Source organism: Streptomyces kanasensis (genome assembly GCF_043077165.1).
Lineage (GTDB): Bacteria > Actinomycetota > Actinomycetes > Streptomycetales > Streptomycetaceae > Streptomyces > Streptomyces changanensis.
On sequence record NZ_JBIBSF010000011.1, the window covers coordinates 221,520 to 238,811 of the forward strand.

Below are 17,292 nucleotides of genomic sequence, written 5' to 3' on the forward strand. Positions count from 1 at the left end.
GGCAACCCGGCCGGCATCGTGCGGCGGTGGCGTCGGAGGTTGAGGCATCATCCGGCTGGCAGCGGATCCGGGTGACATTCCTGGGATCCGGGAGGCTTCGACCTCTTGTCCCTCTGTCGGCAGAACGCGGTGAGCCAGTCAGACCACTGTGGTGGTGCGGGGGTAGCGCCGCGATTTATGGTCGCGGAGCACGGGGTGCCCGCCGATCGAGGTGTCGCGATGTGGATTCGGAAGGTTTCCCTTTCTCCCCTGAAACTTCTATTGGTGGGCTTCAGTGCTGTCCTTGTCGCTCCGGTTCAGGCGGTCGCGGAGCCCAATCCTGGCCGAGTTTGCGCTGAGGCAGCCCAGCTCATCGAAGCGGGATACCTGACGGAGGCCCGGGCGCTGTTCAAGCGTCTTCCGGATGAAGCCCCGGTCCCTTGCATGGCCGAGAATCTCCAGCTGATCGACGCGCGCCGGGCAGCGGCAGCGGCCAAGGTGAAGGAGGGCCTGAAGGCGCACGACGCAGGGAATGAGCACAAGGCGGTGACGGCCTTCGAGGCTGCCTTGGCCCTGGAGAGAGACAATGCCGCTGCTCTTGCCGGCTTCCCCAAGGGGCTATCGACGGAAAAAGGCGACTGGGATGCCTATTACCGCGACTGGCTGGTGCCACTGCTCCAGTTGGTCGCTGCGGGAGCGGTCGGCGTCGTCATCCTTGGAGCGCTGAGCGGCCTGTTCGCCCGCTTGGTGGTCAGGTCGCCGTCGGTCGAGTGGCCCCGAGCAGCCCGCATTGCAATCGGAATGCTCGGGGGTATTTTGCTTGTCGGCTGCGGAGTGATGCTGCCGGTGTATGTGATGTTCAAGCCGTTCACCGCCTCCCACCTCCTACTTGCTCTGGCGGTACTGGTCATCCTCCTGCTCCTGCTGTCAGTGGTGGCGACGGTCGCCTGGGTGGCTGCCAGGGCAGGGCAGTCACGCAGAAGGGTATGGGCCGACTGGTGTCCCTTGCTGGTTTGCCTCGCTGTCACCAGCATCGCTGGTCTGCCGGCCTTGATGGCAGTGTTCTCCGAGTCGTACGAGAGTCTTGGGGCCGTGTATGTCGTTCTGAGTTGCTTCGGTGTCTTGCTGACGGCCACCGCGCTCGGACAAAGTCTCCGGCTGCAGGTGGAGGTGCAAACGGAGGCGGGAGAGGCGGACGCAGCTGCCACTGATTACCTGCTGGCACGGTTGCGAACTCTCGGCATGGAAAGACGGCAGGAATTGAACGCTGTTCCTGCGATCACATCGCTGTCGAATATCCGCACGGAAGATCTGAGCGCCCTACCAGCCGGAAAGGTTGCGAGCACAGTTTCTCGGCTGTTCTTCTCGCTGCGTCCTGACCGCACTTGGCGGGCTCGGGTCACCTCCATGGACGCGAACCGGATTGCCGTGACCCTCAACAGGAACGGCCGGCATGCGGAAAGTCTGATTTTTAGTCGCCTGGATCTCGGTCTTCCCGTAATCGAGGATGAAAAGGCAGAAAGTCGACTTCGCGCTCAGCTGCTCACGGGTGCCGCTGCGATCATTCTTGTTCGGCTCAGTCAATCGCATCCCGTGCTCCGGCCCGGTCTCCTCGGTGCGCGGAACTGGAGGAGCGTCACTCTCCAGGTCATCGCGAGCAGCGAGTCACTCATCGACGCTCCGGATCAACGGGTCCCCATGTTGGGGCGGGCGGTCAACGAAGATCCTGGAAACAAGCTGGCGCGCCTGGAATATCTTTGGGCCCACCAGGACTCCACCTCGTTCGACAGCCCTCTGGCTCGCCAGATCACCGAGGCCACCGATAAGCTGCTGGAGGACCTGCCCAGCACCGATGTCGCGCGCGCCCTGCGCATCCGCGGCCACTACCGCAACACCGCCCAGTGGCTGAACATGCATGCACAAAGCGGCTACACCGACACCGGCCTGCTCGATCACGCAAGCGATTCTCTCAGCCGGCTGGAAACTGCCTGCAAGCCCTCCGGTGATCAGAACTCACCGGTTGCCCAGCTCGCCGATCGCGCCAGGCCACTTGCAGGCGCTTTCCGCGGCGCCATCGATGCCTTGTCGCCGCCGAAAAAGAAACCTGCGACCGAACCAAGTCATCCGCCTCATCCCACTCACTTCCAGTCGCCCCGGCTCGCGTATGAGAACGCGTGCTTCGAGTGTGCATTGCTATCAGACAGCAGGGCGGAGCAGCCGCACGCGCCAAAGTTGACCGACAAGGCGCTCCACGTCGATCACGCGGTGCAGCACCTGCGGGTGGGACTGCCCACCTCGCGGGATGTAGAGCTGGCCATCAAAGATCCCAGCCTGGCCCTGCTCCGGGGCGAGGCGGAATTCCAGTCGCTGGCGGGCACCACACCGCCCGCTGAGTTCTTGAAGCTGCAGACGTTCACTGCTCCGGACTTCGCTGGTGTGGCCGAGAAGCTCGACTCGGCGGGCCTCAGTCAACCCGAGGAGATCATTCGCCGCACCAACAGATCGAAAGGACGCGCAGAGCTCGCGACCTACCTCGGGATCTCCTCACTTCTGGTCGACCGGATCCGTCAGATCGCCCTCTTGGCGAAGGTCCATCCGGACCTGGGTGATCCGAGGATGCTCAACTTGCTGCTGAGAACCGGGATCGATTCGCCGTCACGATTGAAGAAAGAAATCCGGGAGGGCAGGGAGGAACTCGTTAATCGACTGAAGAAGTTGGCCGAGACGGAGGGAACGTCAGGTCTGAAGGGCATCGAGCGCCCGAACGGCTGGCTGGCCGCCGGAAGGCGCTGACCTGGCGGGCCGGACAATCGCGACCCGCCATGCGCACAGCTTGCCCGGCGGACAGGTCCCGGACCTTGCCGGCCGGCGGCCGTCCGGCTGGCCACCGTGCCCTGCCCGCCGCCATCGGCTTGCGCGCCCGGCCGCCGCGCCGCCTCTCCGCCGGTCCGACCTCGGGCCAGTCTCGCCGGTCCCGAAGTCATCGTCCGTCCATCGCCGCGCGCCGCCGTCCACCGCAGCCAGGTCGCCGCCGCGCGGGGCCCGGTTGGTGGCCGCCGTTCTGGCGGCCGTGGCTCCGCCGCCTCGAGACCGCCGCCCGCCGATGGGGCTGCTGCCCGCCGTCGTCCGGTCGCCCGCGCGCGGCCCGCCGTTCGGGTCCCGCCGCTGCCAGGCCGCACCGCTCGACAAGGTCGCCGTTCGGCTGCCTGACAATGGCTCGTTCAATGGCTCGTTGCCGGCGCGTCGCGGCAGGGCCGACGGATCGCCGCGACGGACCGCGGCCGACGCCCCCTCGTAGGGATGCGGCATGGGCACCGATACGGAGCCATGGCTGCCGCAATCTTTCGATTGGGCACCCTACGCCGTCGACCGTCAGGCCGCCGACCTCGGCTCCATGCTCACCCTCTACGGCACGGAGAACCTCCACTGCGTCGTGAATCTCCTAGCACCGAACCTGTCGGCCAGCCCGCCGGTTTCCGGCGCCGCGCGCCCGCCTTCTGCCGTGCCGCTTCTGCGTGCGGCGACCATGCCGCCGCCGCCCGGGGTCCGCCCGAGCGCCACTACCTCCGCCCTGGACGTCTGCGTGGTCGCGATCCTGGACGCCGGCCGGGCGCCGGCGTGCCGAGGCGGCCACTCACCGGACCTGATCCTGTACGGCCGGGCCCGCGGATGTCAGTGCTGCGGGCCATACTCGTGCCGCGGCGCCGCTCGGGTACCGCAGAGCGAGGGGGAGCAACATGGCCGAGGTGCTGGTCTTCCACCATGGACACGGGCTGACCGCAGGCGTCCGCGAGTTCGCCGAGAACCTGCGACGGGCCGGACACACCGTCCACGCCCCGGACCTGTACGAGGGGCAGGTGTTCGAGAGCCTCGACGAAGGCATCGACTACGCCGGGAACGTCGGGTTCGACACGTTCACCGAGCGTGGAACCGCCGCCGCCCAGGGGCTGCCCGCGGCACTCGTCTACGTCGGGTTCTCACTCGGCGTTCTGCCGGCGCAGAAGCTGGCTCAGACCCGCCCCGGCGCCACGGGCGCGCTGCTGCTCGAGGCATGCGTCCCGCTCTCGGAGTTCGGCAGCGCCTGGCCCCGGGGTGTCCCGGTCCAGATTCACGGCATGCACGCGGATCCGTTCTTCGCCGGGGAGGGGGACGTGGACGCCGCCCGCGAGGTCGTCAGGACGGGTGCCGATGCCGAGCTGTTCCTCTACCCGGGTGACAGGCACCTGTTCACCGACAGCAGCCTCCCGTCCTACGACGAACAGTCCGCCGTACAGGTTCACCGCCGGGTGCTCGATTTCCTCGACCGCGTCGAACAGGGGGTTTCGACAACCTGATCCGGTCGGCGGCGGGGCGGCCGCTCGCATGGGGCCGAAGACGAAGTCACCGATACTGCTCGAGCCCGCGTCGCGCTCATGATGGGGGAGACGCTGCCAGGACCTCGGGCTTCCGGTCAGCGACATGACGGCCGACCATCCGGGGCCCACAAGGCCGCCGACCGGGGCGGAGCCGTATCCGCCGCGCCACCGCAGACCCGGCAGCGCCCCGGGGGCCACCCGTGGCGCTTCCCGCAGCGCCCGCACCACGACGACGGTTGTCCGTCCGGTCCGCCCGGCACACGGCCACGACGTGGACGATCGCTGCGCAGATCGCGCTGAGGCAGAGCACCAGGAGCAGCACGGGCGACCGGCGGGCCCCCTTCCGCACGCGCGAGCAGGCCGGTGTGTCCGTCGACGGCTCCGAACGCCGGTACGACCACTTCGCCTGAGCGCCACCTCCATCAGCCCGACGACATCGCCACCCGGTACAACCTTCTGATGTGATCAAGAGTCTGATTGGGCGCGCAGCTCCTGGTGTGCGCCCGGTAGCTTGAGAGGAACCCCGTTTTGAACCATGTTCGTCCCGCCCGACAGCAGCTCGTCGCGGCCGTCTCCACCGTAGTGGCCGTGACCGTCGGTGCGGGCCTGGTGACGGTGCCCGCGCTCGCCGCGACGCCCACCGCTGCCGTCGCCGCGGCCGCCGGATCCGCCGACGCACGGGCGAGCGTCGACGGCGTGATCGCCATCCCCCGCACGGACCAGATCCTCAGCGTCGGCCCGACCGGGTTCCTGTCGGTGGAGCGCCGGTGGGACCACACGTACTACCGCTGGACCAGTACCGTCGACGGCACCACCACGACGCTCCCGGAGTGGTACAGCGGGTACCGCGGCGGCGGTTCCGACACCGTCGTCGCCAAGGAGGACGGCACGACCCGCTACCTGCTCCATGACATGTCGTCGCCGGGCAGCGACCCCGCGGTCGTCGACCAGACCGACACCCGGCTCTCCTGGAAGGGCGTGGTCGGCAGGACGCTCGTCTTCTCGTCCTGGGACAGCCAGAGCAAGGTGGGCGGGCTCCGTCTGATCGGCGAGGGGAACCAGGCGGGCAGCGACCGGCAGGTGACCGGCCTCGGGCCGAACTCGAGGGTCCAGAGCGTGGAGGCCCTGTCGGACGACTCGGCGCTCGTCCGGTACGTCTCGGCGGATGCCGACACCGACCGCTCCTACCTCGCCGTCGTGGACGTCGCCACCGCCACCGTCGTCGAGAAGCGGGAGGTGGGCGTGTCCGCGTACGACACCGACACGGCCCTCTCCGGGGACCGCTGGGTCTGGGTCGACGCACCGACGTCCGCCCATGCCAAGCTCATGCACGCCACCCGCGACGGTTCGGGGAGCACGCCGGCCGTGGAAGCGGCCGACCTGGGCAACTCCGTCCGCCCGCACATCGGCGTCCTGGGCGACTGGGTGACGTACGCGGCTCCGGGCGGGGCCGCCGCGACCGAGGCGTCCCCGCGCTTCGCGCTCAGTGCCGTCAACCTCGTCGACGGATCCACGGTCAAGCTCCTCGACCACGCTTCGTCCACCGTCCCCACCGCCGACGGCGCGCTCCTGGTGCGCGGCGGTACGGTCGCCCACGGCGAGGGGGTCTACCGGATCGCACTCGGGGCGGACGGCAAGCCCACCGCCACGCTCATCGCGAGCACCGGCGAGCCGACCGCGCTCACGCTGGACTCCGCGGCGACTCCCCAGGTCGTCGACCTCGACAAGGACAACGGTCAGGCCCTGCTCCGCTGGGTGCTCTCCCGGACCAACGCCCAGGGCTCGGTGACGATACGTCATGTCGCCACGGGCCGCAGCGTGCGGCACGACTTCGGGCAGGCGGCGACCTTCGAGGGCAAGGGGTCCGTCGACTTCCGCTGGGACGGGATGCTCCCCAACGCCGACGGCATGAAGGAGTTCGCGCCCAGCGGCGACTACGCCTGGGACTTCACCGCCTCCCCGCTCAACGGCATCGGTCCGGGCGTCGCGCAGACCGGTACCTTCAAGGTCGCCCGCACGGCCGGCCTGCACGACTACACGGACAACAGCACACCGGACCTGCTCTCCCGTGACGCCGCGGGCGTGCTGTGGCGCGACGACTCGGCCAAGGTGGCGTCCGCGCCGCAGCCGTACTCGACGGGGCGGGTGAAGGTCGGCGGCGGCTGGCAGATCTACAACCAGCTGGAGGCCGTCGGGAACATCGCCGGCAGCCCGGCCGGCGACCTCGTCGCCCGTGACAAGGACGGCGTGCTCTGGCTCTACCAGGGCAACGGAAACGGCAACTTCGCCGCCCGTACGAAGATCGGCGTCGGCTGGCAGATCTACCCCGGCATGACCGGCGGCAGCGACCTCGACGGCGACGGGAGGTCCGACCTCCTCGCGACCGACGCCGCCGGCGACGTGTGGTTCTACAGGGGCACGGGCAGCGCGAGCGCGCCGTTCGCGTCCCGTAAGAAGATCGACTCGGGCTGGGGGATCTACAACCAGCTCACCGCCACCGGCAACATCACCGGTACATCCGCCGGAGACCTCGTCGCCCGCGACAAGGCCGGTGTCCTGTGGCTGTACGAGGGCAAGGGCGACGGCACCTTCGCGCCGCGTACCAGGATCGGCGCGGGCTGGGGCGTCTTCACCCACCTCGTCGGCATCGGCGACGCCGACCGCGACGGGCGGGGCGATCTCTACGCGGTCGGAACCTCGGGCGCCAAGTTCTACGCGGGCACCGGCGACACGGCGGCCCCGTTCAAGGCCGCTGCCCCGGGCAACCTGCTCTGGAACTCGGCACCCGTCGACTCGGTTCTCTGACGACGTCGACCTCCATCCGGTGACCCTGTCCTGGAGAGGATGTCGGGCGCGGTCGCCGGGACGGTCCCTTCGCCGCGGCGGTCCGTGGCGGCGACCCGGGCGCCGGGGAGGGCGGATACGAGCAGCAGCCCGCATCCGCCCTCCCCAGGTGCCGCGGGGGACCGGCTTCCTGCCCCGGCGCCCGCCCGCTTGCCGTGAGCCACCGGCTTCCCGGCCGCGCGCCGCCGAGTTGCCGATCCCCGGATCCCGCCGTGCCGGGCGTCCCGCCGCGCCGCTCCGTGCTGCCACCGCACGCTCCGGGCCCGGACGTCTGCCTGCACCGCCCGGGCCGCCACCGCCTCACCACCCCGCTCCCCGGTCGCACGCCGCCGCCCCGTCACCGAGGTGTACGTGAGGCGCGGTGCGTGCACGCGCCACCACCTGGCTCTTCGAAGTCCGCCGCCACCTCGCCCACGCGCTGCGCGGCCGACCCCACCGGGCGGGCCCGGACGAACAGATCGTGCAGGCGGTTGTCGACGGCCACACCCGCCCGTCGGTCGACGGATGCGGGCGCCGACCTGCGCACGTACCCCTCACCGCGACACCGAGGACGGCCTTGCTGCGCCCGCTGTCCGGCGAGCGGAGCGCCTCGCTGGACGAGGACCAGGAGCCACGGCCCGATGAGCCTCCGGGACGGCAACCGGTCCGGAAGCGGCCGACGCGGAGTGTTGACGGGTCGGGCGGCACCGGGCCTTCCCGCGCGGGCGGAGCGCGGCGGGGTCTCAGCGCCAGTCGTCGATCACGTAGGCGTCGGGGTGACTGTAGCCGGGTTCGTTGGGCCTGTGCATGGCCACGCCCTGCAACCAGGTGCGGAATCCGCGGTCGACCATGCGCCGGTAGGCATCGTGTCGGGACAGGTTCGTTCCGGCGTCCAGTTGCCCCAGGCCGCGCTCGGCTGCGAGCCGCTCGCACGCGGTGAGCAGTCGTTCGAACCTGTCGCCCGCCTCCGGGCCGGGACGCACGGCGCCGAATTTGACGAAGCACACGTCTTCTCCAGCCTCCGACCCGGCTCCGCAGTGGCAGACGGCCAGGCCATCGAGCTCGGAGCCGGCCCCCTGGAGCAGGATGGTGTCACCGAGTCCCTGCGCGTGCGTGGCCACGATCTCGCGTTCCAGGCTCAGGCCCTCGAGCACGGTCCCGGTCAGTGCGCGACAGAGGCTCAGGGCGTCGAGCCGCTCGGCGGCGGGGATCTCGCTGTACAGCACTCGGCCGGGGGCCGCCGCACTGCCTGTGACCTGCTTCTTCATGATGGCTGTGAGAAATCGGGGCCAGAAACCGTACCGGCGGTAGAGCTCCAGGTGCTTCGGACTGTGCGAGAAGGTGAACAGACCCAGGTGTCGGTTCCCCCAGGTCTCGAAGCAGTCCATGACCGGCTCCATGAGGCGCCTGCCGATGCCCTGGTCCCAGAGGTCCGGATGGACGGTCAGCGGGCCGAAGTAGCCGACGCTGCCCCAATTCACGGCGAAGTTCGATGCGACGACTTCGCCCTCGACCGTCGCTGCGAAGGCCGCCTGTGGATCGGCCGCCCAGCGAGTGCGGACGTAGTCGGCGGTCCCGAAGAACGTCTTCGGATCGGGATCCCCGAGGAACGTCCCGAAGGCGACCCTGAAGATCTCGTCGGCCCGATCCAGGTCCGCCTCACCCAGCGGGCGGACCGACACAGGGCCCGTGCCACTCTTGCGCTCCGCTTCCGATGGGATCATCGCTCTCTCCTTCCCGACCCCCCGTTTCATGGCACCACGGGCGTGCGCGGCAAGCGAGGCGGGAGCTCCACCGAAACCCGGGGACCGAGGATCGGGCCCACCCCCCTGCTCAGTCGACGGGTGCTGTCCGGGATGGACAACTCCCGTCGTGATCCGTGAACGAGAACCAGCCGACCGACCCTGGCGCGCGGGCCGGGCACCCGTGGCCGGGATCACGGGCAGGTCGTGCCGGTGGGGAGAGAGTGTGCGGGGCAGGCCCGGTGCCCGGACGCGTTCCGGGGGCAGGACCACCGGGCCGCCTCCTGCCGCCGCCGGCCCGCCGGGCCGGGTCGGGCGATGATCGGCCCGCCCAGCGGCATCGGCGCCGTCCTGCCGGACCGGGCCCGCGCCGAGGACGGTGGCCGTGGAGCGGGAGCGGGCAGAGGCCCGGCGTGGCGCCGCCCGCGCGCCCTGCCGCCTGTCCGGGTACCGCTGCTCGGGTCGGCGCGACGGCCGGACCGCAATGGCGGCAGGCCCGTGGCGATGGTGGCGGGCCCGGTCGGTGCTGAGTCCGGAGGTCAGCCCGATCGCTGTGTTCGCCTGGTCCGGATCGGCGGGCCGGCTGCCTCGTTCACGGGGTGTGAAAGTGGATGTGATCACTGGGCAGGACGATCAGATCACCGGCTGCATCGGTCGACATGATGCTCAACCCGTGGCTGGCCAGGACTGCTGTGACCGCGGTACGAACGATCGACCCCGTGGAGCGTCCGGAGGAAGCCGTTCCGCAGACTTCCGAGGCCCCGCCGAGTGCTGTCCAGCGTACGAGCACCCCGGAGGGGATCTTGCTGACCCGCATGCCGGGTGTCTCGTCGTCAGCCGTGTCGACGAGCCGGAACCCGGCGTGCTGGAGCACGCTACGAACATGCGACAACAGAAGGGCAAGAGCAGCAGACACCCGATTCCCTTGCCCCGAATGTGCCTGATCACTCGGTGTGCGTGAGCTCCGGGGCCGCTCCCACCATCATCCGCAGGCCCGGGCTTGCACGCACGCTGAGGGCGGTGCACGGGTCCGCTGCCCAGCCAAGGCAGAAGGCCGGCCGCGTTCCGGGGCAGACGACCGACGTCGCCACGGAGGAGCAGACCCGGCGGGCGGTCGCCGCGGCCGCCCCCGCCAGGGCCCGGGAAGGCGCCCGGGAGCGTGCCCTCGTCCACGGCCCCCGCCGGATCTCGACCCAGCCCGGCGACGGCCCCACCGCCGCAGACCCATCAGCCGGGCGCCGTCAGCTGCACGCGGTGTCTCCACGCGGTAGCCGGCCGAAGAGGTCGGGCCGTGACCCGCTTCCCGGCCCGGTCAAGGCCGCCGCCCCGGGCCGTGACCAGGCCCGGGGCGGGGCGGGCGCGTCACCATCGGCGCCCTGGAAGCGGGTCACGCACCGGAGAGCGCGAGGAAGGGCATGAGGGACGGCCGATTCGTCGTTCCGTACCGCATGTCGTCGAGGTTCGCGTAGCGCCGGCCGTTGACCGTGACGGCGTCACCGGGGGTCAGGGTGTTGTTGATCGAGCGGTGCACGAGGCGCGAGAGGCGCGCCCAGTTGCGCTGGAGGTCCACACCGAAGGGGCCGAGGTGGGAGACGTAGTTCTGTCCGTCGTAGTCGCTCCCGGCACCGATGCTGCGGGCGATGCGGTTCTCGATCCAGCCGAAACGGGCCGCTTCGGACGTGGCGTTGATGATGAAGGCGAGCTCGGGCGCCCGCTCGTACCAGTTGCCCGGCGTCAGCTGCGACACCGCGTTGAGGTACGACTGCAGACTGGACGGGGAGTAGCGGGCGTCGGCGCGGGACAGGTCGCTGGCGAGGTCGCCGTAGTTCCCGGTGTAGGGGAGGTTCCGGAACAGCATGTTGCCCTGGTTGTTGTAGTGCCGGGTGAAGCCCGTGACCAAGGCCGCCGGGGCGTTGCTGAAACGGTAGTTCTGCCCCACGACCGTGAAGCCGTCGAGGTAGAGGTTGTCCGCGCGGAAGTACAGGGTGAGCCGGTACTGGTTGCTCTCGCTGCGGTCCCTGACCCTGACCTCGATGTAGCGGCCGGTTCCTGCCGGCATGCTGTCCCGCACGTCGTTGACGATCTGGTGACTGGAGATGTCCCGCAGGCGGGCGATCATCTCCCGGTACCGGCTGGAGGCGCCCGCGCTGGCGCTCGCGCCCCTCATGCCCGTGATGTCCCACTCGATGACGGTCCACGGGTTGGTGGTGTCCGCGTGGGCCGGTGTCGCGTCGGCGTTCACCAGGGCGCAGGTGGCGATCAGCGCCAGGCACAGCGCGGTCAGGCGCCTGCCGGCGCGGCGTACGACGGCGATCAGTTGCATGGAGGGGCTCCGATGGGAGTGGGCGGGCGCGCACGCGCTCGTGCGGCGAGAAGGCCACGGACCGGGCTCGCCGGTGGTTGCGGCCGCACGTCCGTGGTGCCTTCAGCCAACCCGATCGGCCGGGGGTGAACCAGGAAGTTCCACCGGCAGGAGCAGCTCCGTGCATACTTCTGCCGGGGAGGGCCCGCTGTTCTGGCGGGACCACGTTGACCAGGGGATTTCCAGTCATGAGCACCGGCATATCGGCCACCGGCGGGTTCGGGGAGCGCCTGCGCGCCTTACGGACGGGCGCCGGGCTCAGTCAGGAGGAGCTGGCGCAGGCCGCGGGGGTGAGCGTGCGGGCCCTGTCGGACCTGGAGCGCGGGCGCACCCGGGGGCCGCAGCGCCGCACCGTGGAGGCCCTGGCCGACGCCCTGCGACTGGACGCGGCCGGTGCGGGGGAGTTGGAGCGGGCCGCGAGCCTGGGCCGCCCCCGTCGGACCGCCGCGTCCGGCACCGGGCCGGCCGGCACGCCGGGGGCCGCCCAGGCCCTCCCCCACACGCTCGCGCTCCCGCGCGACCTGCGCGACTTCACCGCCCGCGGTCCGGCCCTCGACCGGCTCCTCGCCCTGGCGGACGGCATCGATCCCGCCCGTCCGCCGGTCGCGGTGGTCTGCGGGCAGCCCGGCCTGGGCAAGACCGCCTTCGCCGTGCACGCCGCCCACGCCCTCACCCCGTCCTTCCCGGACGGGCAGTTCGCGGTCGACCTGCGCGGCATGGACGCCCGGCCCACCCTTCCGCACGACGCCCTGGCCCGGTTGCTGCGCGCCCTGGGCGTGGCCGGCGGCGCGCTCCCGGCCACCACCGACGACCGCGGCGGCCTGTTCCGCTCCCTGCTGCGCGACCGGCGCGTGCTGCTCCTGCTGGACAACGCGGCCGACGAGGAACAGGTCCGTCCCCTGCTGCCCGGCCACGGTCCCTCGCTCACGCTCGTCACCAGCCGCCACTCACTGGCCGGTCTCGAAGGGGCGCACCGCACCGCACTCGCGCTGCTGCGCCGTGAGGAGTCGGTCGAACTGCTCACCCGGATCATCGGCCCCGAGCGGGTCGGCCGGGAGAGCCAGGCCGCCCGCGACCTCGCCGAGCTGTGCGGGCACCTTCCCCTGGCCGTACGCATCGCCGGGCAGCGCCTCGCCTCCCGGGCCGGCGAGCGCATCGCCAAGCTCGTCACGCAACTCGCCGCCCAGGGACGCCGACTGGACACCCTCGAGGCCGGTTCCCTCCAGGTCCGGGCCGCCTTCGCCCTGTCCTACCGGCAGCTGGACCCGCGGGCCCGCACCGTGTTCCGCCGCGCCGCACTCGCCGACGGCCCCGACTTCGGCCCCGAGACCGTCGCGCTCCTGGCGGACGTGCCGCTGCGACAGGCGGCCCGGTGCGCGCAGGACCTGACCGAGGCCGGGCTGCTCCAGCCCGACCCCGCGGCCGACCGCTACCGCTTCCACGACCTGCTCGCCCTGTTCGCCACCGAACAGCTTGCCGAGGACGACGAGCCCGCGCAGCTCACCGCCGCCCGGGAGCGGGCCGACCTGTGGGTCCTGCGCCGGGCCACGGCCGCCGCGCGGCTCTTCGACACCGACCGGCGCCCCGACGGCCCCGCCACCACCGGCGGCCCCGCCCACGGCGACGACCCCGACCCCGCCACCGCGCCCGCCGACCTCGAGCAGGCGCACGCCTGGCTGGAGTCCGAGCGGGCCCAGTGGCTCGCGGCCCTGCGCCGGGCCCAGGCCGCCGGCCGCCACCGCCAGGTCGTCGACACGGCCGAGGCGATGCACTGGTTCTCCGACCGCACCGTGCACTGGGAGCTGTGGACGGAGGTGTTCCGGCGGGCCGTCGATTCCGCCCGGGCCCTGGGCAGCAGACGGGACGAGGCGGTCCACCTCAACTACCTGGCCTGGGCCTACAACCTGTGCCGCTACGACCACACCGCCGCCCTGGCCACCGCGGAGGCGGCACTTGCGGTGGCGCGCGAGGTCGACGACCAGGTCCAGGTCGGCTGGGCCCTGGGCTATGCGGCGGGGGCGCTCCACCGGCTCGGCCGGACCGACGAGTCCATCGCCCGGCTCCGTCAGGCCGCCGACCTCCTCGGCCGGCAGCCGGGCGCGGCCGGCAGCCTCGCCGAACTGACCATCCTCAACATGCTGGGTCAGTTCCTGCGCCAGGCCGGACGTGCCGTCGAGGCGTTGACCATCCACCGGCGCAGCGAGGAGGTCTGCCTCGCCGGCGTACCGGGCCAGTCGCGTGAGCTGGTCGACCTCTATCTCGCGGTGACCCGGCAGCACATCGGCAACGACCTGGCCGCGCTCCGGCGGTGGGATGAGGCCGAGGTGCCCCTGCGCTACGCGGTGACCTACTTCGAGGCGGCCCGGATGCCCGCCTGGAGCGAACCGGCCCGTCTCGACCTGGGCATCGTCCTGCGCCATCTCGCCCGCCACGGCGAGGCCCGGGACACCGTCTCGGAAGCCCACGACGCCCTCGTCCGGCTGAACAATCCGCGCCGGCACGAGGCCGCCGAAGAACTCGGGCGGCTCGACGAGCCCGTGGGGCGGGGGTAGGACGGCGCCGCCCGTGACGCCGTACCGGACGCCGAGCGAGGGGACCCGTGTCCGTGGTCCCGCGCCTGGAAGGAGCCGATCGGGGCACCGAACGGGACACTCGCTTCACCGTGCGTCGTCCTTCGCGGGTGTGGGGGTGGGCATGGCGGTCAGGCGGCGGACGGGGGAGAACCACAGAAGGCCGGCCGGGACTACGTGGAGCGCGGTCCTGACGAGCAGCGCCGCGTGGACCGAGAAGGCGGCGGCGATGCCGCCGGCGGTCAGGGCGGCGGCCGGCCGCAGACCGGTGATCAGCCGGACGAGGTCTGCTGCGCGCGGGACTTCAGCTCGATGCCTCCGGGCGGCGCGCAGGCCGCAGCGCTGCCGCCCCGTCCGCTCACGACCGGCCACGGGCCAACCCGCCCACGGCCCGTCCCCGCGCCGCCCCGTCATCCGGCCGCCGGGCGGTCCCGTCCGCCGTGCCGCCGAGCCCGGGCCACCCGTTGGCTCCCAGCCCGTCCCCGCTACGGTGCCGATCGCCGGCGTGTCAGTCCACGCCGCCGCCCGCTCCGGCCGTCCCCACGCTCCGGACCGCGGTCCACCCGCCGCGCCCGCGCCGCCCCGCCGCCCCGCCGGGCTGCCGTCCGGCCGGGCTGCCGTCCGGCGGCCACACCGTCCGGCTGCGCTGTGGTCCCCTTGCCGGGCCGTGCCCGCGACCCCCACCGGCACCGACGCTCCGCACTGTCCTGCCTGAGCCCGTTCCCCGCGCGCCGACCCCCGCCGAGAAGCAGGACCTCGACAGCGAACTGGAGCGGCGGCGGCAGGCCGGACAGATCGGCGGCCCGGGCCGAGGCCTCTCCGGCCCGGTCAGCCGTACATGGCCACGCGGTAGAGATCCGCAAGCGCGTCGTCGATGGGATGGGGCTGCGGCTTGCCGGCGGAGTCGAGCCTGTTCCACCTCTGCAGGTTCACCGCGACGGCCATCTGCCGCTTGCCGTCGTTTCGGGTCATGGCCAGCGCCCCACCACCCCAGACCGTGCCGCCATGGCCCCAGAAGGTGCCCTGACCGGGACCCTCCATCGGGTGCAGCCCGAGGCCGTAGTCGATCGTCTTTCCCTCTTGGGAGATGACCGGGACAGTGCGTTGCATCTGCGCCAACGACGACCGGCTGACGATCTCCCCGGCCAGCAGCATGCGGTAGAAGCGGTTGAGGTCCGCGACGGTTGAGATCAGCGAGGCCGACGGCCCCACCCACGACATGTCGTAGACGCTGTAGTCGCGCGGGGGGTCGATCATGCCGAACCACGCCTCGTAGAGCTGCGAGTGCGGCCCGCCGACGTACGGCCCGTCGGGGAGTTCGGTGTCGCGCAGCCGGGAGCGCTCGATGATGTTCCGGGTGATGTACCGCTCGGCAGTGGTGCCGGTCACCTGCTCCAAGAGCTGGACCAGGAGCAGGTAGTTGGTGTTGGAGTACACCCCCGGAGTGCCGCCCGGGGTGCCGACGGCAGGTGCGGTGACGCCCATCTCGATCAGTTCAACGGGGTCGAACCGCGTGAACCTGTGGTCGTCCAGGCTCTGGGGTCCGGTGTCCGCGAGGGCGGGGAACGCCTTGAGGGAGGGGTAGGCGTACGGGAGGTACTCGGCGAGGCCGCTGGTGTGGTTGATCAACATCCGCACCGTGATCGCGTCACCGCGTTCTCCCGGAATCATCTGGGGAAGGTACCGGCTGATCGGTGTGTCGAGACCGATCTGCCCGCTCTCGACCTGCTGAAGGACCGCTGCGGCGGTGAAGGTCTTGGTGATGCTGCCGACGCGGTGCCGCATGTCGGCGGTGACGGGGCGGCCGGTGGCGACGTCGGCGACCCCGGCGGCGCCGCGCCAGACCTCGTCGCCGTCACGTACCTCGGCGAACAGGCCCGGCATCCCGGCGCGATGGACGTTTTCGATGGCTGCGCTCAGCGCCGCGGGATCCAGTGGGTTCTGCACGTCATGCGTCCTTTCCTGTTCACCGAGACGGGCACCGCAGCGGTCGCCTGACCCGGACAACCAGGGCACGAGTGGCATGCCGGCCCACCCGGCATGCTCATGTCCTCATTATGCACGCAGTGCGTGCAACGCCAAGTGCACCGGTAGTATGAGGTTCGGCGAGAGGAGCGGGATGGCAGGCCGAAGGCGTTGGTCAACCGAAGAGATCCTGGATGCGGCGGCGGTGCTGCTGCGCACGAGCGACGCGGATTCGTTCAGCGTGCGCAAGCTGGCCGCGGCCCTCGGGACCGATTCCTCCAGCCTGTACCGGCACTTCCGCAGCAAGACCGAACTGCTGCGCGCGGTCGCCGACCGGATCCTCCTGTCCGCGATGGACGGCCACCACCCCGAGGGTGACTGGAAGCAGCGCATCACGTCCCTGGCCCTGCGCGTGAGAGAGGCCTTCGGGCAGCAGCCCCAGCTCGCCGCGGTCTGGGGGCGCTACGCGTCAAGCGGTACCGGTTCCCGGCTGGTCATGGAAGAGGTGCTGCAGGCTCTGCGCGCGGCGGGACTGCCCGACGAGGAGATCCCGGTCCGCTACCACCGGATCGCGGTCCTCATCGCCGCGTTGATCGCCTCCGAGGCCGGGGTCAGCACCGTCACCCCCGAAGAGTACGAACAGGGCATGGAGTTGTTCCGCGTCGCGGTACTCGGCGCCGACCCCGAACGCTTCCCGGCCCTGGCTCACTTCGCCCGCGACGTCCGCCCTCTCGGGGCGGACCGCCGTGCCGCGTTCGAAGAGATCCTCGCCGCCCAACTCGCCCATATCGAGGCCGCAATCGGCCCGAGCCAGCCGATCGGCTCGGGAGTGTCGGCAAACGATCGAATGACGACAGACGAAACGGGCGTCCGATGAACCCGGACTTTCCGGGGCCTCGCGGCGGTCCCGATCCCGTCGGAAGCAATGACGGCTGATGACATGGTCGATGACAGCCGGAGCCTGATGCGCTCACACGAACGGGAAGCGGACCACCACAAGGACCCGGACGAGGATCGGGACTGGCACGCGCCTGACGTACCGTCGCCCGCACCGCCAGCCGGTGTGGGCCCCCCGGAGACGGGGCCCACACAGGCTGCCGCGCGTCGCGGCGGGCTCAGCCGCCCTGGAGCCGCAGCCGGAAAGCCGGACAGACGACCGGGTGGGCACTGCGCGCCCGCCAGCAACGGCGGCGAGCCAGGCTTCCGGCTCGTCGTCTGCGGACGGCTCGGGCCCGGCCTGGGCCGCGGTGCCGGCTACCGGCTCGTCCGCGAAGCCGTCGTGCTTGGTCCCCTCGGGTGGCTGCCCGGTGAACCGCATGACGGTGCACACCACCGACTGGTGGATCGGCCGCGCGGCGTGCTATCCGGCCAGGTCCGATGGCTTTGTGCCATTCGTCGGCGACCGGCCGCCGGTATCAGTCAGACCCGGCTACACAAGAGGGCTGAGGCGGCGAGCCATCGGCCCCGGGTGTTGGCCGAGGGGGAGGTCTGGACGG

General features: G+C 71.3%; 11 protein-coding genes. 6 read left to right on the forward strand and 5 right to left on the reverse strand.

Going from position 1 to position 17,292, the window contains the following annotated elements; translation table 11 throughout:
- The first annotated feature begins 219 nt into the window (after positions 1-219).
- The 4 genes from ACF053_RS25930 (at position 220) to ACF053_RS25945 (ending at position 7,139) form a co-directional block, all read left to right on the forward strand.
- Positions 220-2,772 (forward strand): DUF4332 domain-containing protein, encoded by a 2,553-nt coding sequence (locus tag ACF053_RS25930; RefSeq protein WP_391956174.1) that lies wholly within the window; start codon positions 220-222, stop codon positions 2,770-2,772.
- 944 nt (positions 2,773-3,716) lie between these two features.
- On the forward strand, positions 3,717-4,313 hold the full coding sequence (locus tag ACF053_RS25935; RefSeq protein ID WP_391956175.1) for a dienelactone hydrolase family protein: 597 nt from the start codon (positions 3,717-3,719) through the stop codon (positions 4,311-4,313).
- Positions 4,314-4,534: 221 nt separating this feature from the next.
- Positions 4,535-4,744, forward strand: a complete 210-nt coding sequence (locus tag ACF053_RS25940) for a hypothetical protein (RefSeq protein ID WP_391956176.1) — start codon at positions 4,535-4,537, stop codon at positions 4,742-4,744.
- A 118-nt stretch (positions 4,745-4,862) separates the two neighbouring features.
- A complete protein-coding gene (locus tag ACF053_RS25945; RefSeq protein WP_391956177.1) occupies positions 4,863-7,139 on the forward strand; it encodes an FG-GAP repeat domain-containing protein in 2,277 nt (758 codons plus the stop codon).
- A 761-nt stretch (positions 7,140-7,900) separates the two neighbouring features.
- Here ACF053_RS25945 and ACF053_RS25950 read toward each other — a convergent pair.
- From ACF053_RS25950 to ACF053_RS25960, 3 genes are all read right to left on the reverse strand, one after another.
- Positions 7,901-8,881 (reverse strand): GNAT family N-acetyltransferase, encoded by a 981-nt coding sequence (locus ACF053_RS25950; RefSeq protein WP_391956178.1) that lies wholly within the window; start codon positions 8,879-8,881, stop codon positions 7,901-7,903.
- A 610-nt stretch (positions 8,882-9,491) separates the two neighbouring features.
- Positions 9,492-9,773: a hypothetical protein gene (locus ACF053_RS25955; RefSeq protein WP_391956179.1), complete on the reverse strand. Its 282-nt coding sequence runs from the start codon at positions 9,771-9,773 to the stop codon at positions 9,492-9,494.
- A 513-nt stretch (positions 9,774-10,286) separates the two neighbouring features.
- Positions 10,287-11,222 carry a ribosome-inactivating family protein gene (locus ACF053_RS25960; RefSeq protein ID WP_391956180.1) on the reverse strand — a complete coding sequence of 312 codons (936 nt, stop codon included), beginning with the start codon at positions 11,220-11,222 and terminating at the stop codon, positions 10,287-10,289.
- Between the two features lie 227 nt (positions 11,223-11,449).
- Here ACF053_RS25960 and ACF053_RS25965 point away from each other — a divergent pair, with 227 nt between their 5' ends.
- Entirely contained in the window at positions 11,450-13,813 is a 2,364-nt protein-coding gene (locus ACF053_RS25965) for a helix-turn-helix domain-containing protein (protein WP_391956181.1), read from the forward strand.
- A gap of 105 nt (positions 13,814-13,918) precedes the next feature.
- Here ACF053_RS25965 and ACF053_RS25970 read toward each other — a convergent pair whose 3' ends face one another.
- A complete protein-coding gene (locus ACF053_RS25970; protein ID WP_391956182.1) occupies positions 13,919-14,203 on the reverse strand; it encodes a hypothetical protein in 285 nt (94 codons plus the stop codon).
- A 456-nt stretch (positions 14,204-14,659) separates the two neighbouring features.
- Positions 14,660-15,778: a serine hydrolase domain-containing protein gene (locus ACF053_RS25975; protein WP_391956183.1), complete on the reverse strand. Its 1,119-nt coding sequence runs from the start codon at positions 15,776-15,778 to the stop codon at positions 14,660-14,662.
- A 172-nt stretch (positions 15,779-15,950) separates the two neighbouring features.
- On the opposite strand from ACF053_RS25975, the gene ACF053_RS25980 reads away from it, so the two are divergent.
- Entirely contained in the window at positions 15,951-16,673 is a 723-nt protein-coding gene (locus ACF053_RS25980) for a TetR/AcrR family transcriptional regulator (protein WP_391956184.1), read from the forward strand.
- Positions 16,674-17,292: the final 619 nt, after the last annotated feature.

Excerpts from the sequence above, each read along its gene's own strand:
- ACF053_RS25930 (WP_391956174.1), top strand. The coding sequence starts at position 220 with ATGTGGATTCGGAAGGTTTCCCTTTCTCCCCTGAAACTTCTATTGGTG.
- ACF053_RS25935 (WP_391956175.1), top strand. The coding sequence starts at position 3,717 with ATGGCCGAGGTGCTGGTCTTCCACCATGGACACGGGCTGACCGCAGGC.
- ACF053_RS25950 (WP_391956178.1), bottom strand. The coding sequence starts at position 8,881 with ATGATCCCATCGGAAGCGGAGCGCAAGAGTGGCACGGGCCCTGTGTCG.
- ACF053_RS25960 (WP_391956180.1), bottom strand. The coding sequence starts at position 11,222 with ATGCAACTGATCGCCGTCGTACGCCGCGCCGGCAGGCGCCTGACCGCG.
- ACF053_RS25965 (WP_391956181.1), top strand. The coding sequence starts at position 11,450 with ATGAGCACCGGCATATCGGCCACCGGCGGGTTCGGGGAGCGCCTGCGC.
- ACF053_RS25980 (WP_391956184.1), top strand. The coding sequence starts at position 15,951 with ATGGCAGGCCGAAGGCGTTGGTCAACCGAAGAGATCCTGGATGCGGCG.